We start from the raw sequence: 24,437 nt of genomic DNA on the forward strand, positions 1-24,437 counted from the left end.
TGTAGGAAGGAAGTGTAGGGATGGTTGTTGAGCATGCACGGCTAGAAAAGAGTAATTTGACAAAGTATGTTCCACCTAAGGGTGAGTTCGAAGCGTTCCGTGATGAGGAGCATTATAAGGAAAAGCTGAAGGAGTGGGGGCTTTCTTCTGCGAGGCATGAATTCTTGTTTAAGGAACGGAATTATAAACGTGGTGTAACGATCATAGGGTATGAGAGCTATGGAAAATCAGATGAATATAATACACTTGTCATTGAATTTCAAGATGGAAATATAAGCTGCATTCATCCGGCATATTTAAAGGAGATGCAACAGTCAAGTTTCGGAAAAGAAAGCCTGATTCAGACTGAGGAAAAAGAATCCGATTCGACTGAGGCAGCAGTTGACACTACACCCGTTAAAGTTGAAAAGCAGGAAAAAACTCCTGCAGTAAAAGCTCCAAAAGTTCCAAAGCCTAAGAAAGATAAACCAGTAAAAATAGCACTTCCTGCTGATAAGGTTCACTTTACAGCAACGGTCAAACAGTTTGCCTTATCGTATAACCCGTTTAATGAGGCTAATGATGAAGTTGTCATTCTGGAAAATGTACAAATTGTACAAGAGCAGCCAATTGACCTGGATTTCGCCTGGTGCAGCCATAGCAAAACACTTAAAAAATTCGAGCTCACGGCCGGTGATTCCCTTGAATTTGATGGAAAAGTGGCATCAAAGAAACTTCCAAAGGGAAAGGACGTTCCAGAGGAATATACCTTAGAGGTTGCAGTTCTCTATAAAGTAAATAATCCATCAAAGCTTGTTAAAAAGTGAGTATAAAGCCAAAAAGAGGAGATGCCTCCTCTTTTTGGCTTTATTGGATTGGAATATTTATCGTTTTGATCCATTCCTTTGTAGAAAATTCTCGTGCTTTAATTTCAACTCGGTCGGAGTAAACATTTAGTAGTAACCCCTGGGAAAGGTGAAGTTGTCCTTCGATATATGCAACAGCACCTGTATTAACCATGGTAAAGCCATCGGTTACAACACTTTGTTCTTCTTGGAGGGGGAAGTGGGTATGCCCAGAAAAAAGGATTACCTGAGGGTACCCTTCAAGGATCTCTTTTAACTGTAATGATACTTCTCCTGCTCCCCAATGCGCACTAGCAGATATGGTGTTGTTTAAAGGCTGGTGAAGAAAAACAAAAATTGGTTTGGTGCTTGCTGCCTCTTCTGCAAGCTCTTGCTTAAACCATTGTAACTGCTCGTCCGATAGATAGGCGTCATTATCATTTCTACCGGCTAATTTGTTTGGAGATAATTCTCCACCAAGAACGATGAAATGGTAGTCTTTGATCCAACTGTCATAATAAACGTCAGGACTGCTTGTTTTTTCAATAAAGCGTGACGTTAGAGAATTACCGGATGCTAACGATAGTAACCCGCTTTCAAAAAATTCATGGTTTCCAATTGTGTATAATCTCTGGATATTGGAATCAATATATTGGTTTGTTAGTGCATTGAATTGGTCATATTCTGTTTTCTTTCCAAGGTCTGTCATATCACCAACCACAATAAAGGCATCCATTTGCGGGGCAATTTCCTGGTAGTCAAGCAAAGCTTTTATATACCGGGTATCAGCATCTTCAGGGACATCACCTTGCTCCCTTCCAATATGAACATCAGATAAAATTGTAAAAGCAGTTGATTATCTATGGTTTGTGCCACTTGTGGTTCTTCATTACTAATCATTTGTTCAGGCTGTATTTGCTTGGGTACTTGAGTATTTGACTCACTATGTGCTAGTGATAATCCTGATATAGAAAGAACTACTACAGAAATTATTCGGTTTATCCATTTGATCATTACATGAACTCCTTTGAAGTAAACTGAAACCTTGTCCTACCAATAACCCAGGCTGATTGGTTCCTGTATCAAAGGATAGCAATTGAATATGTCATGAAAATGTCAGGTGAAAATAAATTAAAAACCCTCATTTGAGACGTTAGGATCCGTTTATAGAGATAGTTATTAGGTTTTAGTGGCATTTAGTGTTCCCGATTGTGTTAGGAATATGTCAAAGACAAAAAATAATAGTAGTTATACGATTTTCATGACTTTTCCAAACGGAGCCTTTGGAACGAATGCAGTTGGTACAAGCCAATATACTTCATAATTAACTGTCATCTCATCAGGCAAAAATCCTGTTAGGTCCGTGATGTAGAAAAGTGATTCAACTTGTTCTTCCTCAGCCCATTCGAGTACCAAGGTATAAGACGATTTTCCGTGGGTGAAATATTTAATTTCCGTGTTGTCGGTAATTGGAGTGGCTGATCTGATCTTGAAATCTGCTTGGACAAAAAGAACATCTGGCCGTAACTCCCTAAAGAGTTTCACTATATTTGCAATTAATTCCACCTTTGTTTCATTTGTTGAAGTATCAACAACAAGGGCCATTTTTTTTTCTTGTCGGTCTTGAACAATCTTTAGAAGATTTTTGTGCCATTTCAACGGTACCATTCCCCTCTCTTCGATAAAGTCACAAAGATTATTATGCTCACCATAGAACCGGGTTACTAATATAATCTTAAAAATTGCACAGAGCGAGGTAATACCTTGGCATGGATGGGTGAGATTGCAAAATGGCCCTCCCTTTTTCTGTAGTGTTCTTGCTTACAACCTTTCTTAGCAACCTACGAATTCCCAAGGTAAAAGGGAAGAGTGCCTAAAGAGTAGGAAATCTTCTCGGGAAAAAGGAAAAACTCAAGCCTTGGCGAATTCATTCTATAAGCATGTTCCAATAGGAGGCAGAGAAGAGGTAATCAATGGGTTCGAGCTGTGAACATAGAAGAAAATTAAGATGAATAGGGTGGAACGATGGAAGCGAAGTGGCTGATTGCAGATAGGGACTTAAACGAACGAGAAGGGTTAAAATGGCTGTTAAAGTCGACGTCTATTCCAGTTGCCGATATTGATCTAGCTTCGAACTACCAAGACTTTGTCACTTTGTTTGAACAAAAGACGCCAGACGTTCTCCTAATCGAACTGGATATGATTCAGCTATCAGAATGGTCAAGCTTTCGTGAGTTGATGAAGATTTACCGACCAGCTCTTCTTGTAACAAGTGCCGAGGCGACCTTTGAAAAAGCCCGTTTAGCAATCGATATGCAAGCAATAGATTTAATGATTAAACCTTTTTCACCAACAAATGTTGTGAAAGCCTATCAAAAAGCCTTCCGACAGGCAGAGGGAAAATTCAATAGTAAGAAAGATTCTTTGCTTAATCTTAAGAAAACCATCTCGTATGAGGACATTTTTTTACCACAATCGACTTTCTGTGAAGATTTTAAACTTGCTGCTTTTACAACAGAAAATGTCGAAACGATTCCAGTTCTGCATACATTCTTATTGGATTTTCCATTTATGGACTATGTTGATATTTTACCAATGAATGACACAGTATTACTTGTGTTTTATCCGAGTTGTTCTGATATAAAGGAACAATGCCAAAAGGCTATGAGAAAGTGGGAAGAGATGTTTTCTGAGCCACTTGCAGCGGTTGTGAATGGTAGGTATGAAAGGAAAACTTTGCATCAATTATACATAGAAACGAAAAAGATGCTTTCCTTTACATACTATCAAGGCTATCGGCAGATTGTTGAATTTAACACTGCACCAAATTGGAAGCGTGTCGACCCATTTTTAACTCCACCAGAGCAAAGAGCGTGGATTGAGTTCCTTGCATCCTTTGATTTAGAAAGCATAAAGAAGTGGCTGTATAAGGAGTTTTTACAATTACAAGAGCCTTTTCCAGATCCGGGATTAGTAAGAATTAGGTTAACAAGTATTTTGGCACAGGTTAGAAGGTATATGAAGACTTATAACCTTAATGATGTTCAGAAGTGCGAGCGTGAGTACCGCTATATATTCGATTCCATTTTATATGATTCAATTCTTTATCGTTCGGTGCAAAATTTGATCCTTTTTATCCAAGAAATTCTTTCAACTGTAGAGGTTAGTTTAGTGGATTATAAACAAAACCCTGTTGAACGAGGAATTGCTTTTATTGAAGCTAATTTTTCAAAAAGTGATTTCAGGCTGGAGGATGTAGCTAAATATGTCGATAGAAACCCTGCATACTATAGTCATCTCTTAATGGATAAAACAGGAAAAAACTTCGTGGACATTTTGGCAGCATTTAGGATGAAAGAGGCCAAACGACTATTAAAAGAAACGAGAAAGCCGATAAAGGAAATATCCATGCTGGTTGGTTTCCGCAACGCAAATTATTTTAGCAGGAGCTTTAAGAGATACTTTGGATTGTCCCCAAAAGAATATCGTCTAAAGCGTTAATGATTGGTAAGCAGACTTTGGTGAGTCTGCTTTTTAAATATCTAAAATAATTGCTATAAATCTATTTATTGTATAGTTTAGTGGCCAGTGAAATTGAAATGTTTCAGAATAGTGTAGATAATCTAAGTATTTGCGCATATTTTTCCATACACCATTGTTTTTATAATAAAAGAAATAATGTTATAGGGAGTGAGTGTATGGATACAAATAGAGCAAAATCTAGAGTGGTTACGAACTATAGTGGGACAGATTTACATGCAAAGGGCTGGACTCAAGAGGCGGCACTTAGAATGCTAATGAACAATCTTAATCAGGATGTCGCAGAAAAACCTGAAGAACTGGTCGTTTACGGGGGGATTGGTAAGGCAGCACGCAACTGGGAATCCTACGATGCGATTGTTAAAACCTTATTAGAATTAGAGAATGATGAAACATTATTAATCCAATCAGGTAAACCAGTTGCCGTTTTCAAGACACATAAAGATGCTCCAAGAGTACTGCTGGCAAATTCAAACTTAGTACCGGCATGGGCGAACTGGGAGCATTTCCATGAACTGGACCAAAAAGGATTAATGATGTATGGACAAATGACAGCCGGAAGCTGGATTTATATTGGCAGTCAAGGCATTGTTCAAGGAACCTATGAAACCTTCGCTGAACTTGCCAGACAGCATTTTGGCGGAACATTAAGACATACCATTACCTTAACAGCGGGTCTAGGTGGCATGGGCGGTGCTCAGCCTTTAGCGGTAACGATGAACGAGGGAGTCTGTATCGCGATTGAAGTGGATGAGAAGCGGGCTGACAGGCGAATTGAGACCGCTTACTTGGATGTAAAAACCCATAACCTTGAAGAGGCACTTAAACTAGCAAAAGAAGCAAAGAATGCCGGTAAAGCATTATCGATTGGGTTAATCGGCAATGCGGCGGAAGTTCTACCAAAGATGATTGAAAAAGGCTTTAACCCAGACGTCTTAACCGACCAAACCTCTGCACATGACCCGCTTAATGGTTATATTCCTTCTGGGCACCCTTTAGAAGCTGCGGAGGTGTTAAGAAAGGAAGACCCAGGAAGATATGTGAAGCTTACAAAGCAAAGCATGGCTGTTCATGTAACGGCAATGCTCAACATGCAGGAAAAAGGGGCGGTTACTTTTGACTATGGCAACAATATACGACAAGTAGCTAAGGATGAGGGGGTAGACAATGCCTTTGATTTCCCTGGATTTGTCCCAGCCTATATCCGCCCGCTCTTTTGTGAAGGAAAAGGACCTTTTCGTTGGGCGGCTTTGTCAGGAGACCCAGAAGATATTCAAAAAATAGATGAAGCATTACTACGTGAATTTAAAGATGATGAACATTTAAGTAAATGGGTAAGGATGGCACAGGAAAAGATTAGTTTTCAAGGGCTTCCTGCGCGTATTTGTTGGCTTGGATATGGTGACCGTGCCCGTTTCGGAAAGGTGATTAACGATATGGTTGCATCTGGTGATGTATCTGCTCCAATCGTGATTGGCCGTGACCACTTAGATGCTGGGTCAGTTGCTTCACCTAATCGAGAAACAGAGGCGATGAAGGATGGCAGTGATGCAGTATCTGATTGGCCGATTTTAAATGCACTGATCAATGCTGTTGGCGGTGCAAGCTGGGTTTCGCTACACCACGGTGGAGGTGTAGGTATGGGATACAGTCAGCATGCTGGAATGGTTATTGTTGCGGATGGGACGAAGGAAGCAGAAGTACGTCTGAATAGAGTGCTTACAACCGACCCAGGAATGGGAGTTGTCCGTCATGCAGATGCAGGCTATGATCTGGCGATTAAAACAGCGAGAGAAAAGGGAATCAAAATGCCTATGCTTCCAAAAGAATAAGGGGTGAGGGAATGAAGAAGGCAGTTTTTATTAGAAATGCTTCTCAGCTTGTTACGTTACAGGGTAGTTCAGAGGCTCCTCGTATAAAGGAAGGTATGTCAGATCTTGGTACGATTGAAAATGGCAGCCTTTGGATTGAGAACGGAGTCATTCAGTCAGTTGGTAAGGATCAAGAGCTCTTAGGAAAATATCAAGCCCGCTTGGGGGAAGCTGAAATTGTAGATGCAACAGGAAAGCTGGTAACACCAGGCTTAGTCGACCCACATACGCATCTCGTTTTTGCAGGCAGCCGGGAAAATGAGTTTAATATGCGATTGCAAGGTGCCACTTATATGGAAATTATGAATAGCGGCGGCGGAATCCATGCAACCACAAGAAGAACAAAAAACGCCGGCCATGAAGAGCTTTTTCAGGAAAGCTTTGGACGGTTGAACCAATTTTTACTTCATGGGGTAACAACGGTTGAAGCAAAGAGCGGCTACGGAATGGAATGGGCTACAGAATGCAAGCAACTGGAAGTAGCAAAGCAGTTAAATAAAAAACACGTAGTCGATGTAGTGTCGACCTTTATGGGCGCGCACGCGATTCCAAAGGAGTATAAAGAGGATCCAGATCGCTTTGTTGAAATATTGATACAAGACATGATTCCAAAGGTGGCAGCGCTTGGATTAGCAGAATTTAATGATGTCTTCTGTGAGCATGGAGTATTTTCACCAGAACAATCCAGATTGATTTTGGAAGCGGGGAAGCGCCACGGATTAATCGCGAAAATTCATGCGGATGAAATTGAGCCTTATGAGGGTGCGGAACTTGCTGCGGAGATAGGGGCGATCTCTGCCGATCATTTATTGAGAGCTTCGGAGAAAGGGCTGAAGGCCATGGCAGAGAAGGGAGTTGTCGGAGTACTTCTTCCGGGTACAGCCTACTTCTTAATGGCGGAGAGTGCAAATGGCCGTAAAATGGTCGACCTTGGAGTTCCAGTTGCTTTATCAACGGACTGTAATCCAGGCTCTTCTCCTACGATATCACTTCCATTTATTATGAATCTGGGGTGTTTGAAAATGGGAATGACACCCGCAGAAGTTATAACTGCAGCGACGATTAACGCAGCACATGCCATCAATCGCGGTAACGAGATTGGGAGTTTAGAAGTAGGGAAAAAAGGTGACGTGACTATTTTTAAAGTTGAGAATTATATGAAGCTTCAATATGCCTATGGTGTGAATCATGTAGATACGGTAGTAAAAAATGGCAGGGTGGTTGTAAGAGGAGGTCAATTAATTGAAGAGCTTTCTATATCCAAAGGTTATTCCTCCTAGTTTTATTTGGAACAGTCAAGAAGTTGGAGAAGTTTCAAAAGTGCACGAATGGATTCAGCCTCTTAGTGGTGTTAGAGAGGCTGAAATCTGTAAAGATTCTAAGGCAGTCATTCTCGGTGTACCGCTATCCCGCTCCTCCATAAGTGCTTCAGGGGCATCGGAATTTCCTGAAAGTTTCCGCAGAGCGTGGAGAGGCTTTACCACCTATAATCTTGATGAAGAGATTGATTTAGCTGATATGATGGTGATAGATGCTGGTGATGTTCCGATGTATGTGACAGATATCCCTAGATGTCATCAGAATATTACTGCGGCTTCTATAGCCATACATGAGCATTTTCCTGATACAGTTGTTTGTGCCATTGGCGGTGATCATTCCATTACTGCGATGATGGTGAAAGGTATGCAGGAGGCAAAGCCGGCTGGAAAGATAGGAATCTTGCAATTTGATACCCATTTTGATTTAAGAGATTTAAATGACCAAGGTCCTTCGAATGGTACCCCTATGCGAAATCTAATTGAAAGCGGAATAGTTGAAGCGAAGAATATGTACAATATTGGTTTACATGGTTTTTTTAATACAAAGGAGTTAAAACAGTATGCGGATGAACAAGGGGTCAACTATTTCACACTGCGGCAAGCAAGAAAAAAAGGTATCGAGGATATGGTTAAACATTGTCTCGAAGAGCTTTCTTCAAGAGTAGACAGCATCTACTTAACGATAGATATGGACGTTTTGGATATCGCATATGCACCAGGGGTTCCGGCTTCAACTCCAGGAGGGATGACAACAGAAGAACTGTTAGATGCGGTTTTAGCTGCTGGTCAGCATCCAAAAGTCAAAGCGATGGATATTGTTTGCCTTGATCCTTTGAAAGATACCTTGGTTCAGCCGACCGTGAAGCTTGGGACACATGTTTTCTTGAATTTTCTTACTGGGGTTAAACAAAGGACAATAGGTTCGATTTTTTCTAAGTAAATCAAATAATATTTTCGGGTAGCCTATCCTTTGAGTGGATTAGGCTTTTTTCTATGGGCCAGTTCCAATAATGTCCTAGTTTGTTTAGAAGAAAATGTCTGATATTGTCGTATTTTAGTAGATATTTATACCTAGTGTTGTCGTATTTTGCGGATAGTGCAAAAAGCCTAATAAATTTCAATAATTTGATAAATTACCTATTTAATTGTTAGAATTTGTGATATTATGAAAAAAATATAATGTTTTAATCCGACAATTTTCCTATATTGAAAAATTTTTACAGAAATTTCGTGAATATTATTCTAGTAGAAAAGGAGGATGTGGCTGGTGGTTTTCAGATACATAGAATAGTAGGACTGAAAAAGGGGGATTTTTATGAGTAAGATTGCAAAATATCTATTAGCTTCTTCACTAGTTTTAACTCAGATTCCTAGTCATGTTATACATGCAGAAACAAACTGGGTCCCGTATGCAATCGACCCAGCAGGTGATGAGAATCCAAAAAAGATTGATATTGTCGGGGATGTAATCAATCACGCTGTCTATTACGCTATTGATAGTCAGTTTGCCTATTTTAAAATGAGGGTAAATGAAAATCCTATTGGTAACAAGGGGTTTGGCCAATTTGCATGGACTGTTCTGTTCAATACTGATAACAACCTAAATAATTGGGATTACATGGTTACAGTAAATGGGCAAACTGAAACCGTAGAGCTTTGGAAAAATGATCCAAAGACTTCAGGGTGGGCGGACGCCGCAGATGTTAAACTATGGAGCGGTTCTGCTGTAGATTATACTGAAGTTAGTATTGCTAACTCAAAATTTAGCGGAGATGATGATTACTTTATCACTTGGAAAGTGCCTGTCGAAGTCTTACATACAATGACAAACATTAATCTTTCTTTACCATTCCAAATGCTATATTCTACTTCAGCTTCGGCAAATCAGAATAATTTTTATGGAAAAGACGTGATGGGTGGAGCACCGTCAACGATAGGTGAAGCTTGGGGTCCAATTGTTAACAAACAAAACAATGCTCCTGAAATTACAGGTGAAACAGCATTTTCTACCTATAAAAATGAAGCCGTCAGTGGAAGTGTTACTGCTACAGATTCTGATGGTGACACAGTGTCTTATAACATCGAAACAGCACAAGCGAATGGTACGGTGGTTGTAAATGGCGATGGTTCATGGACCTATACGCCATTTACTAATTATGTTGGCAGTGACAAGTTCACCATTGCTGTTTTAGATGGCAATGGTGGAACAGCGAGATTAACAATTGATGTAACTGTTACCCACCCCCCGGTTATTAACCAGAAACCGATAGTGAAAGAAATTAGTTCTGTTTCAACTTTAAGAAATACAGAGGTGTTAGGAAATGTTGAAGCAAGTGATCCAGATGGAGATACCTTAAGCTACTCTGTTACTGGAAATGCATCTAACGGAACAGCGGTTGTTGATGCAACAGGGAAATGGACTTATACACCAGTAACTGGTTTCACTGGAGCTGATAACTTTACGATTACCGTTTCAGATGGAAAGGGTGGAGTCGTAAGTGTAGTTATTCATGTAACAGTGAATGAGCCGCCAAATAACGCACCAGTAGTGAGTGGAATTGATCCTGTAACAACAGAGGAAAATACGCCGGTAGGTGGGAAAGTGACAGCGACAGACGCTGATAATGATTTGTTGATTTACTCTGTCACAACCAGTCCGGTTCATGGATCAGCATTGGTACTAGATGGTGGAGTGTGGACCTATACCCCGACTCAAGGTTATGTAGGTGACGACAGCTTTGTCATAACCGTTTTTGATGGTAAAGGCGGAGTGGCAAGTGTAACAGTGAAAGTAACGGTTAATGAACCACCAAATAAAATGCCAGTGGTTAATGAAGTTGATCCAGTGACGACAGTGAAAAATACTTCAGTAGGCGGAAGTGTTGAAGCAAGTGATCCAGATGGAGATACATTAACCTACGCTGTAACAACGGCTGCTTCTAATGGAACTGTGGTTGTTGATGCATTAGGAAAATGGACGTATTCACCGGCAGCGGGCTTTGTTGGAGTAGATAGCTTTACGATTACCGTTTCTGACGGTAAAGGCGGAGGAGCAAGTGTAACAGTGAAAGTAACGGTTAATGAACCACCAAATACAATGCCAGTGGTTAATGAAGTTGATCCAGTGACGACAGTGAAAAATACTTCAGTAGGCGGAAGTGTTGAAGCTAGTGATGCAGATGGAGATACATTAACCTACGCTGTAACAACGGCTGCTTCTAATGGAATTGTGGTTGTTGATGCATTAGGAAAATGGACTTATACACCAGTAACTGGTTTCACTGGAGCTGATAACTTTACGATTACCGTTTCAGATGGAAAGGGTGGAGTCGTAAGTGTAATTATTCATGTAACAGTGAATGAGCCACCGAATAACGCACCAGTAGTGAGTGGAATTGATCCTGTAACAACAGAGAAAAATACGCCGGTAGGTGGGAAAGTGACAGCGACAGACGCTGATAATGATTTGTTGATTTACTCTGTCACAACCAGTCCCGTTCATGGATCAGCATTGGTACTAGATGGTGGAGTGTGGACCTATACCCCGACTCAAGGTTATGTAGGTGACGACAGCTTTGTCATAACCGTTTTTGATGGTAAAGGCGGAGTGGCAAGTGTAACAGTGAAAGTAACGGTTAATGAACCACCAAATACAATGCCAGTGGTTAATGAAGTTGATCCAGTGACGACAGTGAAAAATACTTCAGTAGGCGGAAGTGTTGAAGCAAGTGATCCAGATGGAGATACATTAACCTACGTTGTAACAACGGCTGCTTCTAATGGAACTGTGGTTGTTGATGCATTAGGAAAATGGACGTATTCACCGGCAGCGGGCTTTGTTGGAGTAGATAGCTTTACGATTACCGTTTCTGACGGTAAAGGCGGAGGAGCAAGTGTAACAGTGAAAGTAACCGTTAATGAACCACCAAATACAATGCCAGTGGTTAATGAAGTTGATCCAGTGACGACAGTGAAAAATACTTCAGTAGGCGGAAGTGTTGAAGCAAGTGATGCTGATGGAGATACATTAACCTACGCTGTAACAACGGCTGCTTCTAATGGAACTGTGGTTGTTGATGCATTAGGAAAATGGACGTATTCACCGGCAGCAGGCTTTGTTGGAGTAGATAGCTTTACGATTACCGTTTCTGACGGTAAAGGCGGAGAAGCAAGTGTAACAGTGAAAGTAAGGGTTAATGAACCACCAAATACAATGCCAGTGGTTAATGAAGTTGATCCAGTGACGACAGTGAAAAATACAGAAGTAACTGGAAATGTTGCAGCAAGTGATGCAGATGGCGATACGTTAAACTATTCTGTAACAACGGCTGCTTCTAATGGAACTGTGGTTGTTGATGCATTAGGAAAATGGACGTATTCACCGGCAACAGGCTTTGTTGGAGCAGATAGCTTTACGATTACCGTTTCCGATGGTAAGGGCGGAGAAGCAAGTGTAACAGTGAAAGTAACGGTCAATGAACCACCGAATACAATGCCAGTGGTTAATGAAGTTGATCCAGTGATGACAGTGAAAAATACTTCAGTAGGCGGAAGTGTTGTAGCAAGTGATGCTGATGGAGATACATTAACCTACGATGTAACAGCGGTTGCTTCTAATGGAACTGTGGTTGTTGATGCATTAGGAAAATGGACGTATTCACCGGCAACAGGCTTTGTTGGAGCAGATAGCTTTACGATTACCGTCTCTGATGGAAAAGGCGGAGAAGCTAGTGTAACGGTGAAAGTAACGGTTTCTGAACTGCCAAATACCGTACCTTCAGTAAATGAAGTTGCCCCGGTAACAACAGAGAAAAATACTGCTGTGAATGGGATTGTTGAAGCAATCGATTCGGATGGAGATGAGTTAAGCTTTACGGTATCTTCACCGGCAGCCAATGGAACAGTAGTTGTTGATACCTTAGGCAAATGGACATATACACCAGCAACAGGTTTTGTAGGAGAAGATAGCTTTACGATTACCGTATCCGATGGTAAGGGTGGAGATGTGGAACTTACAATAACAGTAACAGTTAGAGCAGCGGTTGTCACTGAGCCTGGAGAAGTTACTCCACCTGTGGAAAATACGACACCTAGCAATCCAACTAAACCAGCAAATAGTGAGTCTGTTGAAAAATTGCCAAAAACTGGCGAAGGATTGCCGTATAAAAAGATATTGGATTATAGTATCCTTGCTTTACTTGCAAGCTTGTTCTCATTAAAGTTTAGAAAAAAGAATTCTCAAAGAGAGTCATAGGAAATAATCATAAGAAATAATCACCCCTTGTTATTGGGGGTGACTATTTTTTTATCCATAAATGGTGAGTAATACACCCTCTGAAGGAAGTTTTATTTTATCGTAGGTGGTAGTCAAATGAAGGTAATAAAAAAATCTATTGTAATCCTCTTAATTGTTTTGGTTGGTTTAAGACTATATTTATTTTATGTGGACCGGTCGAACGAGAAAGCACGGGAAGAGGCAGAGCAAATTTTTCAGAGCATGATATTAAATACTGAGCGGGTTAATTTGAATGCTCAAAATATAACATCGATCACTGAAGGAAATGAAACTCTTCCTAAAACAGATCCTAGTATAATTGGAAAAATAGAAATTGACAAACTTGATTTATCCTATGTCATACTGAATGGGGCAAAAAAAGAACAATTAGATATTTCTGTTGGGAAGGTTACGGGTCCAGAAGTCCATGAGCAAGGAAATCTGGTGCTGGCAGGTCACAATATGAGGGACGGTTCCTTATTCGGAAAGCTTAAGCAACTTGACCTTAATGACACTTTTCGAGTTATAGACTCTAAAGGCATAAGCAAAGAATACATCATATATGAGATAGACATTGTTAAAGATACAGACCTATCACCCCTAAAACAGGACATCTCCACCACACCCGTCTCCACCCTAATCACATGTACAGATGACGGCAAACTACGAGTAATTTACTATGCAAAACAAATAGGGTGACAGGCACCACAAAAAGACATTTTCGGCCATTTGTCCACCTCAGGCGGACAGTTTACTGTTTTATAAATGTTTTGGACTTCGTAACTGGAATACGAAGTTTTTTTATTGAGCTCTGATTTTCTATAAAGTGGTATGTAATATAGCTGGATGTGTATACTACTAAAGAATTTTTGCATTATCAAGAAGATTTATGATAACAAAACAAATAGAGGTGATGAAAGGTATGCCAATGTTGGATGTTGGTGGTATTTCAATGTATTATTCAATAAAGGGTGAAGGAGTCCCGATTGTATTTATTCATCCCCCTTTGCTTACAAGTGCAAATTTTCATTACCAAGAGAAACAACTATCTCATACTAATCAAGTCATAACCTTTGATATAAGGGGCCATGGCCGAAGTCACCGATCAGAAAAGCCGTTATCTTATTCGCTGATTGCGGAGGACATCATCCAATTATTAGACCATCTTAAGATAAAAAAAGCATTTATATGCGGCTATTCAACAGGAGGTTCCATTGCACTTGAATTTATGCTTAGACATGCTGAGAGGAGCTATGGTGGAATTATCATAAGTGGTATGTCTGAAGCAAGTGACTTGTATCTTAGACAGAAAATATCCTTAGCTAGAAAACTAACATCCCTAAGTTCGGTTAAGCTGCTTGCGAGGGCAATCGCATGGGGAAATTCCCAAACGAAAGAGACATTTAACCTTTTATATGATGAGGCAATAAAAGGGGATACCCAAAATATTGGGCAATATTACGAATACAGTTTACAATATAACTGTACGAATCAGCTGAAAAATATTCACCTGCCAAACCTGTTACTTTATGGCTCAAAGGATAAATTATTTCATCGGTATGCTAAGCTTTTACATCAGAATTTGCCTAATAGTAAATTGAAGTATTTAATAAAAGAAAAACACCAGCTTCCTACAAAAGCTTCAGATGAATTAAATCAATTAATTACACATTTTGTCCAGGTAAACAGTAAACAAACTCAAACATAGGGGATGTGTTTTGGGAAAAATGATAGATGCACATATTCACTTAGATCAATATCAAGATGAATTTATTGAAGAGGTGACAAAGGATACACCCATGCTTCAAGGGTTGATTTCTGTATCGAACAACCTGGAGTCCTGTAAAAGAAATCTAGTGTTATCAAGAGACTTTCCAAATGTGTTTTCTGCTTTTGGGTATCATCCAGAGCAGTCTTTACCCACGGAGAGTGAGGAAAGTGAACTTTTTGCATGGATGAATCTTCATTTACAGGACATGATTGCAATTGGTGAGGTGGGACTGCCCTATTATTTAAGAAAAAAAGAAAAAATCACTATGAGTGAATATGAAATATATATTGCACTGCTAGAGAGATTTGTACAAAAGGCATGTAAATGGGGAAAACCGATTATTCTGCATGCTGTTCATGAAGATGCTGAAGTTGCATGTGATCTCTTAGAAAAGTACTCTATACAAAGCGCTCATTTTCATTGGTTTAAGGGCGACCGAAAAACAATTAATAGAATGATAGATAATAAATATTATATTTCTATTACTCCTGATGTGACGTACGAAGAAAAAACACAAAATCTCGTTCAAGCATATCCCTTAGAATTAATGATGGTTGAAACAGACGGTCCATGGCCTTTTGAAGGAAAGTTTTCTGGTAAAGTGACAAATCCCATTATGATGACAGATTCTATTGAGATGATTGCACACATTAAAAATATTTCGTTTGAGGAAGTCTCGAGCAAATTATTGGAAAATACAATCACGTTTTATAGGCTAAATCAGTAAAAATCTATACTGAGGGGAAATGTCCATCCTATTTCTTGGGAAAGTGCAGGAACAGACATTTAATTAGTTTGTATGTCAAAAAATGCTGTCACAAAAAAAGAGCTAACCCATTTGGATTAGCTCTTTTAACGATTGTTTTATTTCTATGCCTGGACCCCATTTGATACTTTAACGTCAGGGTCTCCTTCACCCTCTGAACGTGATACATAGAGGGCACAAGCTGCGTCTCCGGTAATGTTAACTGCAGTTCTGCACATATCCAGTAGGCGGTCGACACCTAGGACTAATGCAATAGCCTCGACTGGAAGTCCAACAGAAGTCAACACCATCGATAGCATGATTAATCCAACACCAGGTACACCTGCAGTACCAATACTAGCGAGTGTAGCGGTTAAAATCACCGTTAGCATTTGACCAAAACTTAAATCAATTCCATATACTTGAGCAATGAAAATAGTTGCGACCCCTTGCATGATAGCAGTTCCATCCATATTGATGGTTGCACCTAGGGGCTGGACGAAACTGCTGACACTTTTTGAAATGTTCAGGTTGTTTTGAGCTGCTCTCATCGAAACAGGAAGGGTGGCTGCACTGCTCGAAGTACTAAAGGCAACAATAACTGCCGGAGAGAATCCTTTAAAGAAAGCGATAGGGTTCATTTTTCCTAAGAAGGACACTGCCGAACCATATGTGATGACTAATTGGAGTAATAAAACGAATAATACCACAAACATATACTTACCCATTGCGGCAATGGCCCCTAGACCTTGACCACCAATCGCCGTTGCAATTAATGCGAAGGCGCCATATGGAGCAAACTTCATAATTGCTGTCACTAGATACATTAAAACGTCATTTAGCTGCTCAACAAGCTTTAGAATACCTTCCGCTTTTTGTCCTACACGAGAAATTCCAAAACCTAAAATCATAGCAAAAGCAATTACTTGAAGCATTTCCCCATTTGCCATAGAACCTAGTGGATTGGCAGGGATAATGTTCAATAGTGTATCAATAACAGGCGGGGCTTCAGCGCCTTCAAAAGTAGCACCGTCTAATTTGAAGTCACCCTCACCAGGTTTAACTAAAAGTCCTGCACCAATTGAAAGTACAAGAGCAATAACAGTTGTAGCCAAGAAAAAAGTAATTGTTTTCAAACCCATACGACCAAGCTTCTTTGGATCACTAATTCCAGCTGTTCCTAAAATCAGTGAAACCACAACAATTGGGACAACAAGCATTTTAATTAAATTAACAAATAATTTCCCTAAAGGTACTAAAAAATAGCTATTGACAGGACCAAACAGATTAGGAAGTGCCAAATTTAAAATCAAACCAAAGACAATACCTAAACCCATCCCAACAAAAATCTTCTTCGTTAAAGACATAGGTAACCTCCCTTAATAATAGTATTACAACTTATTATAATGACTCAATCAAAATATAACAATACCAATTTATGTCGAATTAACAAGTTGTTACTTTTTATTTTTATGTTGAAATTTTATGGTGACATTTATGGTGACAGGCACCACAGAAATACAAAATGTGTCTTTTGTACGCCTGGGGTGGACAGTATGGTTAGTGTTTTTTAGTTATCACTCGAAATGGTAAGATGTAAATGATCATATTCTTGCTTTTGAAGTTGAAAAGGTTGAGTGTACTAGATAAAGACAGTTACATATCGGAGGTGGAAATAATGACAAAAGTAATGGTATATACGACGAATGATTGCATAGAATGCACAATGGTGAAACAAGTGCTAACACAGGAACAGATTTCATTTGAAATAAGGGATATTTCTATTAACCCAGACTATCAAAAGGAAGTAGAGAAGTTTGGGTTTCTGGGTGTTCCCGTAACAGTCTTAGGTAACCGCGCAGTAAAGGGATTTACCAACGAATTGAAAGAGTTAATACAGCTTACCCGTGAAAAAATTTGACATAGTGCGTAATGTGTCCACCTGGGGCGTACATTTTTATACCTTTGTCCACGAGTGGTGCCTGTCACCTAATTTTTTTCAGCTAAATTTTGCCCTCTGAATTAATGCTTATTTTTCGTTACTTTAGTGCAAAATAAGGAAAAAATTGAGGGAATGGCTGTATGCATCTTATTTTGGCTTTTGTGAGTATTGTGGCGGTGTGGTATCGCGGGGATTATCTGAATTGGAAACAGTTTTATTCGACTATGCAATATATTGCAATTGGAAACTTAACTTATAATTTCCTTTGCGCGTCCCATTGGTTATGGCAATTATCTCCTGATATTAAATGGTTTAATCATTCTTTATTGGAAATGTCCTATACGTTTATTACTTTTCCACTTACTTCTTTAATGTTTCTATCACGTTATCCAGAGAATCAAGGGAAGTGGAGAATCCTGCGACATTACGCATTTTGGATTGGGCTATATGTGGTAGTGGAGATCATCTTAATTTTTAAAGGAAATATCATTTACAAATATGGCTGGGGATTAGGCTGGTCTGCATTTTTTGATTGCATCATGTTTCCATTTTTACGTCTTCACTATAAAAAACCCTTGCTAACCTTAATGATTAGTTTACCGATGACTATTTTTTGGGTTTGGTTATTTGATATACCGGTCCATGTGCCGATACCTGACCGATAGGATAAATTATAAACACATAAAAAGAAATGCAAACCATAATTTGAGGTGAAAAGATGTCGGAACATGTTAAATTTGATTTACATACCCATCATGAGCGCTGTGGACATGCAAGGGGAGCCATTCGTGATTACATTGAAGCCGCTGTTGAAAATGGACTGCAAGTGATTGGAATCTCTGATCACACTCCATACTTTTCTAGCGAAGAAGACCATCCTCATCCACGGATCACAATGGCTAAGAGTGAATTTCCTGAATATGTGAAAGAAGTACTCGAGCTAAAAGAACTATTTGCTGGGAAAATTGAAGTTCTTCTTGGTATTGAGGCAGATTTCTTTCCGGACCATGTTGAGAAATACCGACCATATTTTGAGCAGTATCCATTTGACTATATTATTGGCTCGGTCCATCATGTGGATGGAATCAGTATTTTTAAGAGAAACCGTTGGGAAGGATTAAGTTCTAGACAAAAAGCAATAACAAAGGAAACTTATTATTCTTTAATCGAACAATCAGCTCGCAGTGGATTGTTTGAAATTCTTGGACATATTGATGCGATGAAGGGATATTATCCTGCCTTTTCAAGAATTGAAACAGAGGCGGTCAAGAATACTTTAAAGATTATTGGCGAACATGATATGGCTATTGAGATCAATACCTCTGGTAAAACGAAGGATGTGGGCGGCTGGTACCCGTCAGAGGATATATTAGAACTGGCACACTTTTATGGGGTGAAAGTTACCTTTGGATCTGATGCCCATGATCCAGAAAGAGTCGGCGATGATTTTGAAATGGTACAGAGAAATCTTAAAAAAATTGGTTTCAAGGAATGGGTTTATTTTAAAGAGAAAAAGAGAATACTGGTTGCACTGTAACATCAAATGCTGGCATAAAAATCCTGACTTTGCTAATACTACAAAAAAGCTTACAAAGGGAGGGGTAAAATGGATACAGGACAAGCAATTGCCTTTACTACATTAGCAATGAAAAATCTGGGTTATAAGCAGGCAGAGATTGAGGCTGTAACCAATGCCATGCTACAAGAAATCGAAACTCATGCTGGCGAGTATGCTGTTGAAAAGGCAGATAATATCCTTTATGGTGACAATGAGAATAACATATAATAACATATAACAAAAAAATGTAATGGCTAAGTCCATTACATTTTTGTTTTTTTAGCTTTGGGTTTTACTGTTAATTTTCTAATCACATAAATACCTGCAATTAGAGCTAACAGATTAAGGGAATCTCCGAGATTAATGGTTAAGTTGAAATGGTTATTAACATTTACGGAATTCTTATTATTATTAGAATTAGGTAATGTTCTAGTAACCGGCTCTTCTGTTTTCATCACAGCACCTCCTACATTACTATATTATAGGTAGTTAGGAAGTTAAATTCCATTTCTTGTTAGATTTTTCTAGTTGTTTGCTAGAGTTGCTTTTTGATATTTAGTTGAACGAGAATACATCAGTAAAAATACAAGAGCACTGAAAATCCTTAGTACAGAATTAAATTCCATTGCACGTTGGATGCCAAATACTTCTAGTAACCAAATACCAATCTGAGGTGCCAAAAAGGCAACAAAAGATAGGAGAACATTATAGGAAGTGATGCAATAGGTTCTCGTAGCTTCTGGTGATTTTTCTAGTAATAAGTTGAATAGAAGCAGGACAATGCCTGAAATGAAAAATCCAGATAAGGCTTGAATAAACGTTAAATAGACAAGATTTTTAGATAGTACCGTTAGAAATGGGACAAGGGCCATTCCGAGTGCTGCCCAAACCAGCATTAAGGTGTTTGATTTGCGTTCTGCCCATTTTTTCCAGAGTGGAAAAGTAAAAAATTGCACAAGTTGGTTCGCAACTGAAAATAAACTAATCCACAAAATCGTCGCTTCTGCAATCCTTACATTGTAAATATTAAATATTCCCCATGACATTTGCCAAGTGAAATTAAAGCATAAAGCGGCAATTAGAAACCATTTATAACCATGGTCTTTAAAAATAGACCAATCCATAAAAGTGTTTTTCTGCTTCGAAGGTTCTGGCGCTTTTTCTTTATGCTTCAATAAAAAGAAGACTTCTAATAAACCAAATACTAAAGCAATGAAGAACAGTAACTGATAAGCGGTTGAATTATGGGTTTGATTTCTCATGATAATACCAATCATTAATGTTGAAACCATGCCGATAACAGTCAGCAGCCTGTTCCGGTCACTAAAGAAACTCCCTCTGCGTTCCTCTTTAATCATTCCGCTAATTAATGTTTGCCAGCCAATGTTGGCTACTGTTGCAGGGACATTCATCAGGGCAATGATGATTAAAAAGGCCCAGGCTTGGTATGGTGTCGAAAGATAAATCACACCAACTAACACGATAAATAATAGTCTTGCCCATAAAACGGATAGTGCCACCATTTTCTTTTGTGTTTCCAACCGATTTAACATCATAGCAGCAGGGATTGTCATTAAAAGTGCAACTAAAGGAGGGAGGGAACTAATTAGCCCGACTTGATAATTGTTGGCTCCTAGGATGGCGATGGCGAAAATTGGATAAAAGTTCCCTGCCATATTTAAGGCAATGGTTGATACCATACCATGATAAATACTAATTTTTTCATTATATGTCCGCATGTAAGGTCACCAGATTTATGATTAAATTTTCAACTTTACCATTATACAACCAGTGATATCTTTCAAAAATACTTTTTTAGAAAAAAGCCAAAAAAAGTAATTCTGTATTGAAAGTTCTGAGTACAATTGAAAAGAAAATGGAGTATAATAAGTTTCGGCTTACAAAATAATAGAGAAATTCAGGGAGCTTTTATATGAATCAGACCTTTACATTAAAGGAAAAGACGAAGCAAATTTTTGTGTTGTTGATCCCCATTCTCATTACGCAGCTGGGAATGTTTTCGATGGTGTTCTTTAACACGATTATGACTGGTAAGTATAATTCTGCCGACCTTGCAGGCGTAGCAATCGGTTCCTCCATCTGGAGCCCAATCTTTACTGGAATCAGTGGGATTCTTCTAGCGGTTTCACCGATTGCAGCACAGCGTATTGGTGAAAAGAAAAGTGGCGAAGTGGCATCAGTTGTGAAACATGGTATTTATCTTTCAGTGATGATTGGTGTTTTGGTGATAGTACTTGGTGCTTTCTTTTTAGTGCCAATCTTACAGGCTATGAATCTCCCGATAGCAGTTCATCATACCGCTTTAGAATATCTAGTCGGATTAAGCTATGGGATACTGCCGCTATTTCTATTTAATGTGCTCCGTTCCTTTATTTATGCACTAGGAAAAACGCGGATCGTTATGTACATCTTAATATTGTCACTCCCGGTTAATTTCTTTTTGAACTATGTCTTGATTTTTGGTCATTGGGGTTTTCCAGAGCTTGGCGGGGCAGGAGCGGGCTATGCTACATCCATTACGTATTGGTTGATTGCTGCGATGTCTGTATATATCGTGAAGAAGCAAAATCCATTTTCGAGTTATCCTGTGTTTACTGACTTAACAGAATTCTCAATGGCAAAGTGTACGGAAATTCTTAAAATTGGGGTTCCTATGGGACTTTCCACTTTTTTTGAAACGAGTATGTTTGCAGTAGTGACCATCCTATTAAGTAAGTTCAATGTAACAACGATAGCGGCTTACCAATCAGCTTTGAACATCGTATCATTCCTATATATGATTCCGATTAGTATATCAATGGCACAAACAGTCCTTGTTGGATACGAAGTAGGGGCTAAAAGGTATAAAGATGCTAAAGTTTATAGTTGGTTAGGAATATATCTTGCAATAATAATTGCGATTGTAACGGGAGTGTTGGTGGTAATCTTCCGATATCAAGTGGCAGGATTTTACTCCAATGAGGCAGCAGTCGTCAGTTTAACGGCTCACTTCTTGATCTTTGCACTGTTCTTCCAAATCTCTGACAGCATCCAAGTAACAGCAATGGCGGCATTACGAGGCTATAAAGATGTGAATTATGCTTTCATTATGACCTTAATTGCTTACTGGCTAATCTGTCTACCATCAGGTTATTTACTGGCTCACTACACCAGTCTAGGGGCAAGAGGCTACTGGATTGGACTCACCATCGGTCTCACAGCGGCGGGCATTGCTCTTTCTGCCCGTTTGATTTACATTCAAAAGAAGAAATTTGTTCCTCTTAAACTGGAAAATGCGGTTTAGCTTTCAAAAGGGTGACAGGCACCATTAAATTGGCGCCTGTCACCCTTTTCAGTTTTAGGCGAGCGTACTTCCACTATTTAAAAATTTTAAAGAGAATCCTTTATTCTTTTACGGAAATAAGAAGGAATTTATCGTTCAAAGCACGTATATGGATAAAAAGGGATATTAAAATATGGGGGTATGGAGATGGAAGTGGTTGAAGGGAAGCTGTTGTGGGAGCCGACTCAACAATTAATTGAGCATTCTAATATGAAAAAATTCATGAATTGGCTGGAGGAAACAAGGGGAGTTTCTTTCCAATCCTATCAAGATTTATGGAATTGGTCGACAATGAATATTGAAGGATTTTGGTCAGCCATTTGGCATTTTTATGAAGTCCAAGCAAAGACACCTTATGAGGATGTACTTCCTGAAAGAAAAATGCCAGGGGCTCAGTGGTTTCCAGGTGCTACTCTAAACTATGCAGAACATATTTTTCGGCAGACTGTACCTGAAAAACCAGCTATTATCTATGAAACTGAAATCCGTTCGCAAGGAGAATTAACCTGGTCAGAGCTTCAGAAGAATACAGCTGCGATTGCTGAATACTTAAAGTCTGTAGGGGTTAAACCAGGAGATCGTGTTGCTGCTTATGCCTCTAATATTCATGAAACGGTAACAGCATTTTTAGCTTGTGCCAGTATTGGAGCCATCTGGTCAAGTTGTGCTCCGGAATTTGGTATTATGAGTGTGATCGACCGCTTCAAACAAATTGAACCAAAAGTTCTGTTTGCAGTGGATGGCTATCGCTATGGTGGTAAGGATTATGACAGAATTGATCTGGTGAAACAAATCCAGGCCGAATTACCAACATTAAAGCAAACGGTAATCATACCTTATTTATGTGAAACACCAGCGGTATCCAAATTGAATGAGGCAGTACTTTGGAATGAGCTCCAATTAAAATATGAAGGATCAGCATTAACCTTTGAGGCAGTTCCTTTTGCCCATCCTTTATGGATTTTATATTCCTCTGGAACGACGGGAAAGCCAAAAGCCATCGTTCAAAGCCAGGGCGGCATTTTGCTGGAGCATTTAAAAATGGGTGGATTGCAAAACAATTTAACACAAGACGACCGTTTTTTTTGGTATACGACAACCGGCTGGATGATGTGGAATGTGGTAGTGAGCGGTTTACTTGCAGGATCCACCATTCTGTTATTTGACGGTAATCCCGGGTACCCGAATTATGGTAGGTTATGGGAATTTGCAGAATTAACAAAAATGACAGTGTTTGGTACAAGTGCGAGTTTCATAACTTCTTGCATGAAGGAGGGTGTGAAGCCTAGGGAAAAGTTTGATCTATCCTCTTTAAAAAGTATGGGATCAACTGGTTCGCCACTTCCTGTAAGCGGTTTCGATTGGGTATATGAAGAGGTTAGGGAGGATATCTGGTTATTTTCGACTAGCGGGGGAACGGACCTATGTACAGCATTCGTTGGAGGCACTCCCTTACTTCCAGTTTACGCCGGTGAATTGCAGTGCTGTGCGCTGGGGGCAGCAGTCAGGGCGTTTAATGATCAAGGGGAGGAATTAATTGACGACATTGGTGAACTCGTTATAACAGAACCTATGCCATCAATGCCGGTTTATTTTTGGAATGATGAAACTGGAGAACGATATCAGGATAGTTATTTTGATGTATATCCTGGTATATGGCGACATGGTGATTTTATTAAAATTACCTCAAGAGGCAGTGGGGTTATCTATGGACGGTCGGATGCGACCATTAATCGCGGGGGCGTACGGATGGGCACTAGTGAAATTTATAGTGCACTAGAAAGCATACCAGAAGTGATAGATAGCTTAGTAGTTGACGTTCCTATTACAGGTGAAAAATCCTATATGCCATTGTTTGTTGTTTTAAAAGAAGAGTTGTCAGATGATATTAAAACACAAATAAACAGGGCAATTCGCCAAGGCTGTTCACCTAGGCATGTACCAAATGGGATTTTTTCGGTAAGAGAACTCCCGAAAACACTTAACGGGAAAAAATTAGAGGTACCGATCAAGAAAATCTTAATGGGTGCGCCTGTCGAGAGTGCGGTAAACACTGGTTCATTATTAAACCCTCAATCACTCCAATTTTTTGTGGAGTTTAGAGGCAATATGGAAATCTGAAGTATGAAAGACTCCAAGATGGAGTCTTTTTTTCGTGTGATTTTTAAAGGAAAATGTATCCGTTACCATTCCTGATACGGTTGTGTTTAGACTACACTTTATAAGTTTAAGCGGTGAGAAAATCTGTT

General features: G+C 39.4%; 21 protein-coding genes. 15 read left to right on the plus strand and 6 right to left on the minus strand.

Annotated elements, in window-relative coordinates; translation table 11 throughout:
* Nucleotides 1-20 precede the first annotated feature (20 nt).
* On the plus strand, nucleotides 21-806 hold the full coding sequence (locus tag BTR25_RS09410) for a hypothetical protein (protein ID WP_075687813.1): 786 nt from the start codon (nucleotides 21-23) through the stop codon (nucleotides 804-806).
* A gap of 40 nt (nucleotides 807-846) precedes the next feature.
* On the opposite strand, the gene BTR25_RS09415 is transcribed toward BTR25_RS09410, so the two are convergent.
* The 3 genes from BTR25_RS09415 to BTR25_RS09425 form a co-directional block, all read right to left on the minus strand.
* On the minus strand, nucleotides 847-1,665 hold the full coding sequence (locus BTR25_RS09415) for a metallophosphoesterase family protein (protein ID WP_083652309.1): 819 nt from the start codon (nucleotides 1,663-1,665) through the stop codon (nucleotides 847-849).
* On the minus strand, nucleotides 1,596-1,838 hold the full coding sequence (locus BTR25_RS09420) for a hypothetical protein (protein WP_075687815.1): 243 nt from the start codon (nucleotides 1,836-1,838) through the stop codon (nucleotides 1,596-1,598). Before BTR25_RS09420 ends, BTR25_RS09415 begins: the two co-directional genes overlap by 70 nt.
* 234 nt (nucleotides 1,839-2,072) lie before the next feature.
* On the minus strand, nucleotides 2,073-2,492 hold the full coding sequence (locus BTR25_RS09425) for a VWA-like domain-containing protein (protein WP_368482977.1): 420 nt from the start codon (nucleotides 2,490-2,492) through the stop codon (nucleotides 2,073-2,075).
* 357 nt (nucleotides 2,493-2,849) lie between these two features.
* On the opposite strand from BTR25_RS09425, the gene BTR25_RS09430 reads away from it, so the two are divergent.
* From BTR25_RS09430 to BTR25_RS09465, 8 genes are all read left to right on the plus strand, one after another.
* The gene (locus BTR25_RS09430; RefSeq protein ID WP_075687817.1) at nucleotides 2,850-4,325 is read left to right on the plus strand and encodes a helix-turn-helix domain-containing protein; all 1,476 of its coding nucleotides are present in this window, start codon (nucleotides 2,850-2,852) and stop codon (nucleotides 4,323-4,325) included.
* Nucleotides 4,326-4,522: 197 nt separating this feature from the next.
* A complete protein-coding gene (gene hutU, locus BTR25_RS09435) occupies nucleotides 4,523-6,196 on the plus strand; it encodes a urocanate hydratase (RefSeq protein ID WP_075687818.1) in 1,674 nt (557 codons plus the stop codon).
* Between the two features lie 11 nt (nucleotides 6,197-6,207).
* Nucleotides 6,208-7,515, plus strand: a complete 1,308-nt coding sequence (hutI, locus tag BTR25_RS09440) for an imidazolonepropionase (RefSeq protein WP_075687819.1) — start codon at nucleotides 6,208-6,210, stop codon at nucleotides 7,513-7,515.
* Nucleotides 7,478-8,494 carry an agmatinase family protein gene (locus tag BTR25_RS09445; RefSeq protein WP_075687820.1) on the plus strand — a complete coding sequence of 339 codons (1,017 nt, stop codon included), beginning with the start codon at nucleotides 7,478-7,480 and terminating at the stop codon, nucleotides 8,492-8,494. Before hutI ends, BTR25_RS09445 begins: the two co-directional genes overlap by 38 nt.
* A 375-nt stretch (nucleotides 8,495-8,869) precedes the next feature.
* The gene (locus BTR25_RS09450) at nucleotides 8,870-12,808 is read left to right on the plus strand and encodes an Ig-like domain-containing protein (protein ID WP_075687821.1); all 3,939 of its coding nucleotides are present in this window, start codon (nucleotides 8,870-8,872) and stop codon (nucleotides 12,806-12,808) included.
* Nucleotides 12,809-12,925: 117 nt separating this feature from the next.
* Nucleotides 12,926-13,528, plus strand: coding sequence for a sortase (locus BTR25_RS09455; protein ID WP_075687822.1), 603 nt, complete (start codon nucleotides 12,926-12,928; stop codon nucleotides 13,526-13,528).
* Between the two features lie 223 nt (nucleotides 13,529-13,751).
* On the plus strand, nucleotides 13,752-14,537 hold the full coding sequence (locus BTR25_RS09460; RefSeq protein ID WP_075687823.1) for an alpha/beta fold hydrolase: 786 nt from the start codon (nucleotides 13,752-13,754) through the stop codon (nucleotides 14,535-14,537).
* A gap of 19 nt (nucleotides 14,538-14,556) precedes the next feature.
* A complete protein-coding gene (locus BTR25_RS09465; protein ID WP_368482980.1) occupies nucleotides 14,557-15,327 on the plus strand; it encodes a TatD family hydrolase in 771 nt (256 codons plus the stop codon).
* Between the two features lie 143 nt (nucleotides 15,328-15,470).
* On the opposite strand, the gene BTR25_RS09470 is transcribed toward BTR25_RS09465, so the two are convergent.
* Nucleotides 15,471-16,712, minus strand: a complete 1,242-nt coding sequence (locus BTR25_RS09470) for a dicarboxylate/amino acid:cation symporter (protein WP_075687825.1) — start codon at nucleotides 16,710-16,712, stop codon at nucleotides 15,471-15,473.
* Between the two features lie 311 nt (nucleotides 16,713-17,023).
* Between BTR25_RS09470 and BTR25_RS09475 the strand changes: the two genes are divergently transcribed.
* From BTR25_RS09475 to BTR25_RS09490, 4 genes are all read left to right on the plus strand, one after another.
* Nucleotides 17,024-17,266, plus strand: a complete 243-nt coding sequence (locus BTR25_RS09475) for a glutaredoxin family protein (protein WP_075687826.1) — start codon at nucleotides 17,024-17,026, stop codon at nucleotides 17,264-17,266.
* A gap of 161 nt (nucleotides 17,267-17,427) precedes the next feature.
* On the plus strand, nucleotides 17,428-17,952 hold the full coding sequence (locus BTR25_RS09480) for a CBO0543 family protein (protein WP_075687827.1): 525 nt from the start codon (nucleotides 17,428-17,430) through the stop codon (nucleotides 17,950-17,952).
* Between the two features lie 53 nt (nucleotides 17,953-18,005).
* Nucleotides 18,006-18,824, plus strand: coding sequence for a histidinol-phosphatase (locus tag BTR25_RS09485; protein WP_075687828.1), 819 nt, complete (start codon nucleotides 18,006-18,008; stop codon nucleotides 18,822-18,824).
* A 69-nt stretch (nucleotides 18,825-18,893) separates the two neighbouring features.
* Nucleotides 18,894-19,073, plus strand: coding sequence for a hypothetical protein (locus tag BTR25_RS09490; protein ID WP_075687829.1), 180 nt, complete (start codon nucleotides 18,894-18,896; stop codon nucleotides 19,071-19,073).
* Nucleotides 19,074-19,108: 35 nt separating this feature from the next.
* On the opposite strand, the gene BTR25_RS09495 is transcribed toward BTR25_RS09490, so the two are convergent.
* Nucleotides 19,109-19,300, minus strand: a complete 192-nt coding sequence (locus BTR25_RS09495; RefSeq protein WP_075687830.1) for a hypothetical protein — start codon at nucleotides 19,298-19,300, stop codon at nucleotides 19,109-19,111.
* A 69-nt stretch (nucleotides 19,301-19,369) separates the two neighbouring features.
* A complete protein-coding gene (locus tag BTR25_RS09500) occupies nucleotides 19,370-20,584 on the minus strand; it encodes an MFS transporter (RefSeq protein ID WP_075687831.1) in 1,215 nt (404 codons plus the stop codon).
* A 194-nt stretch (nucleotides 20,585-20,778) separates the two neighbouring features.
* Between BTR25_RS09500 and BTR25_RS09505 the strand changes: the two genes are divergently transcribed.
* The gene (locus tag BTR25_RS09505; protein ID WP_075687832.1) at nucleotides 20,779-22,149 is read left to right on the plus strand and encodes an MATE family efflux transporter; all 1,371 of its coding nucleotides are present in this window, start codon (nucleotides 20,779-20,781) and stop codon (nucleotides 22,147-22,149) included.
* A 180-nt stretch (nucleotides 22,150-22,329) separates the two neighbouring features.
* Complete coding sequence (locus tag BTR25_RS09510) at nucleotides 22,330-24,309, plus strand: acetoacetate--CoA ligase (protein ID WP_217696964.1); 1,980 nt, start codon at nucleotides 22,330-22,332, stop codon at nucleotides 24,307-24,309.
* The last annotated feature ends 128 nt before the right edge of the window (nucleotides 24,310-24,437 follow it).

Origin of the sequence: Bacillus sp. MRMR6, from assembly GCF_001940785.1 — a bacterium.
Classification (GTDB): Bacteria; Bacillota; Bacilli; order Bacillales; family Cytobacillaceae; genus Neobacillus.

Coding starts and splice junctions, on each gene's coding strand:
- BTR25_RS09410 (WP_075687813.1), top strand. CDS start 21: ATGGTTGTTGAGCATGCACGGCTAGAAAAGAGTAATTTGACAAAGTAT.
- BTR25_RS09420 (WP_075687815.1), bottom strand. CDS start 1,838: ATGATCAAATGGATAAACCGAATAATTTCTGTAGTAGTTCTTTCTATA.
- BTR25_RS09425 (WP_368482977.1), bottom strand. CDS start 2,492: ATGGTACCGTTGAAATGGCACAAAAATCTTCTAAAGATTGTTCAAGAC.
- BTR25_RS09430 (WP_075687817.1), top strand. CDS start 2,850: ATGGAAGCGAAGTGGCTGATTGCAGATAGGGACTTAAACGAACGAGAA.
- hutU (WP_075687818.1), top strand. CDS start 4,523: ATGGATACAAATAGAGCAAAATCTAGAGTGGTTACGAACTATAGTGGG.
- hutI (WP_075687819.1), top strand. CDS start 6,208: ATGAAGAAGGCAGTTTTTATTAGAAATGCTTCTCAGCTTGTTACGTTA.
- BTR25_RS09450 (WP_075687821.1), top strand. CDS start 8,870: ATGAGTAAGATTGCAAAATATCTATTAGCTTCTTCACTAGTTTTAACT.
- BTR25_RS09455 (WP_075687822.1), top strand. CDS start 12,926: ATGAAGGTAATAAAAAAATCTATTGTAATCCTCTTAATTGTTTTGGTT.
- BTR25_RS09460 (WP_075687823.1), top strand. CDS start 13,752: ATGCCAATGTTGGATGTTGGTGGTATTTCAATGTATTATTCAATAAAG.
- BTR25_RS09465 (WP_368482980.1), top strand. CDS start 14,557: ATGATAGATGCACATATTCACTTAGATCAATATCAAGATGAATTTATT.
- BTR25_RS09470 (WP_075687825.1), bottom strand. CDS start 16,712: ATGTCTTTAACGAAGAAGATTTTTGTTGGGATGGGTTTAGGTATTGTC.
- BTR25_RS09475 (WP_075687826.1), top strand. CDS start 17,024: ATGACAAAAGTAATGGTATATACGACGAATGATTGCATAGAATGCACA.
- BTR25_RS09480 (WP_075687827.1), top strand. CDS start 17,428: ATGCATCTTATTTTGGCTTTTGTGAGTATTGTGGCGGTGTGGTATCGC.
- BTR25_RS09485 (WP_075687828.1), top strand. CDS start 18,006: ATGTCGGAACATGTTAAATTTGATTTACATACCCATCATGAGCGCTGT.
- BTR25_RS09490 (WP_075687829.1), top strand. CDS start 18,894: ATGGATACAGGACAAGCAATTGCCTTTACTACATTAGCAATGAAAAAT.
- BTR25_RS09495 (WP_075687830.1), bottom strand. CDS start 19,300: ATGAAAACAGAAGAGCCGGTTACTAGAACATTACCTAATTCTAATAAT.
- BTR25_RS09500 (WP_075687831.1), bottom strand. CDS start 20,584: ATGCGGACATATAATGAAAAAATTAGTATTTATCATGGTATGGTATCA.
- BTR25_RS09505 (WP_075687832.1), top strand. CDS start 20,779: ATGAATCAGACCTTTACATTAAAGGAAAAGACGAAGCAAATTTTTGTG.
- BTR25_RS09510 (WP_217696964.1), top strand. CDS start 22,330: ATGGAGATGGAAGTGGTTGAAGGGAAGCTGTTGTGGGAGCCGACTCAA.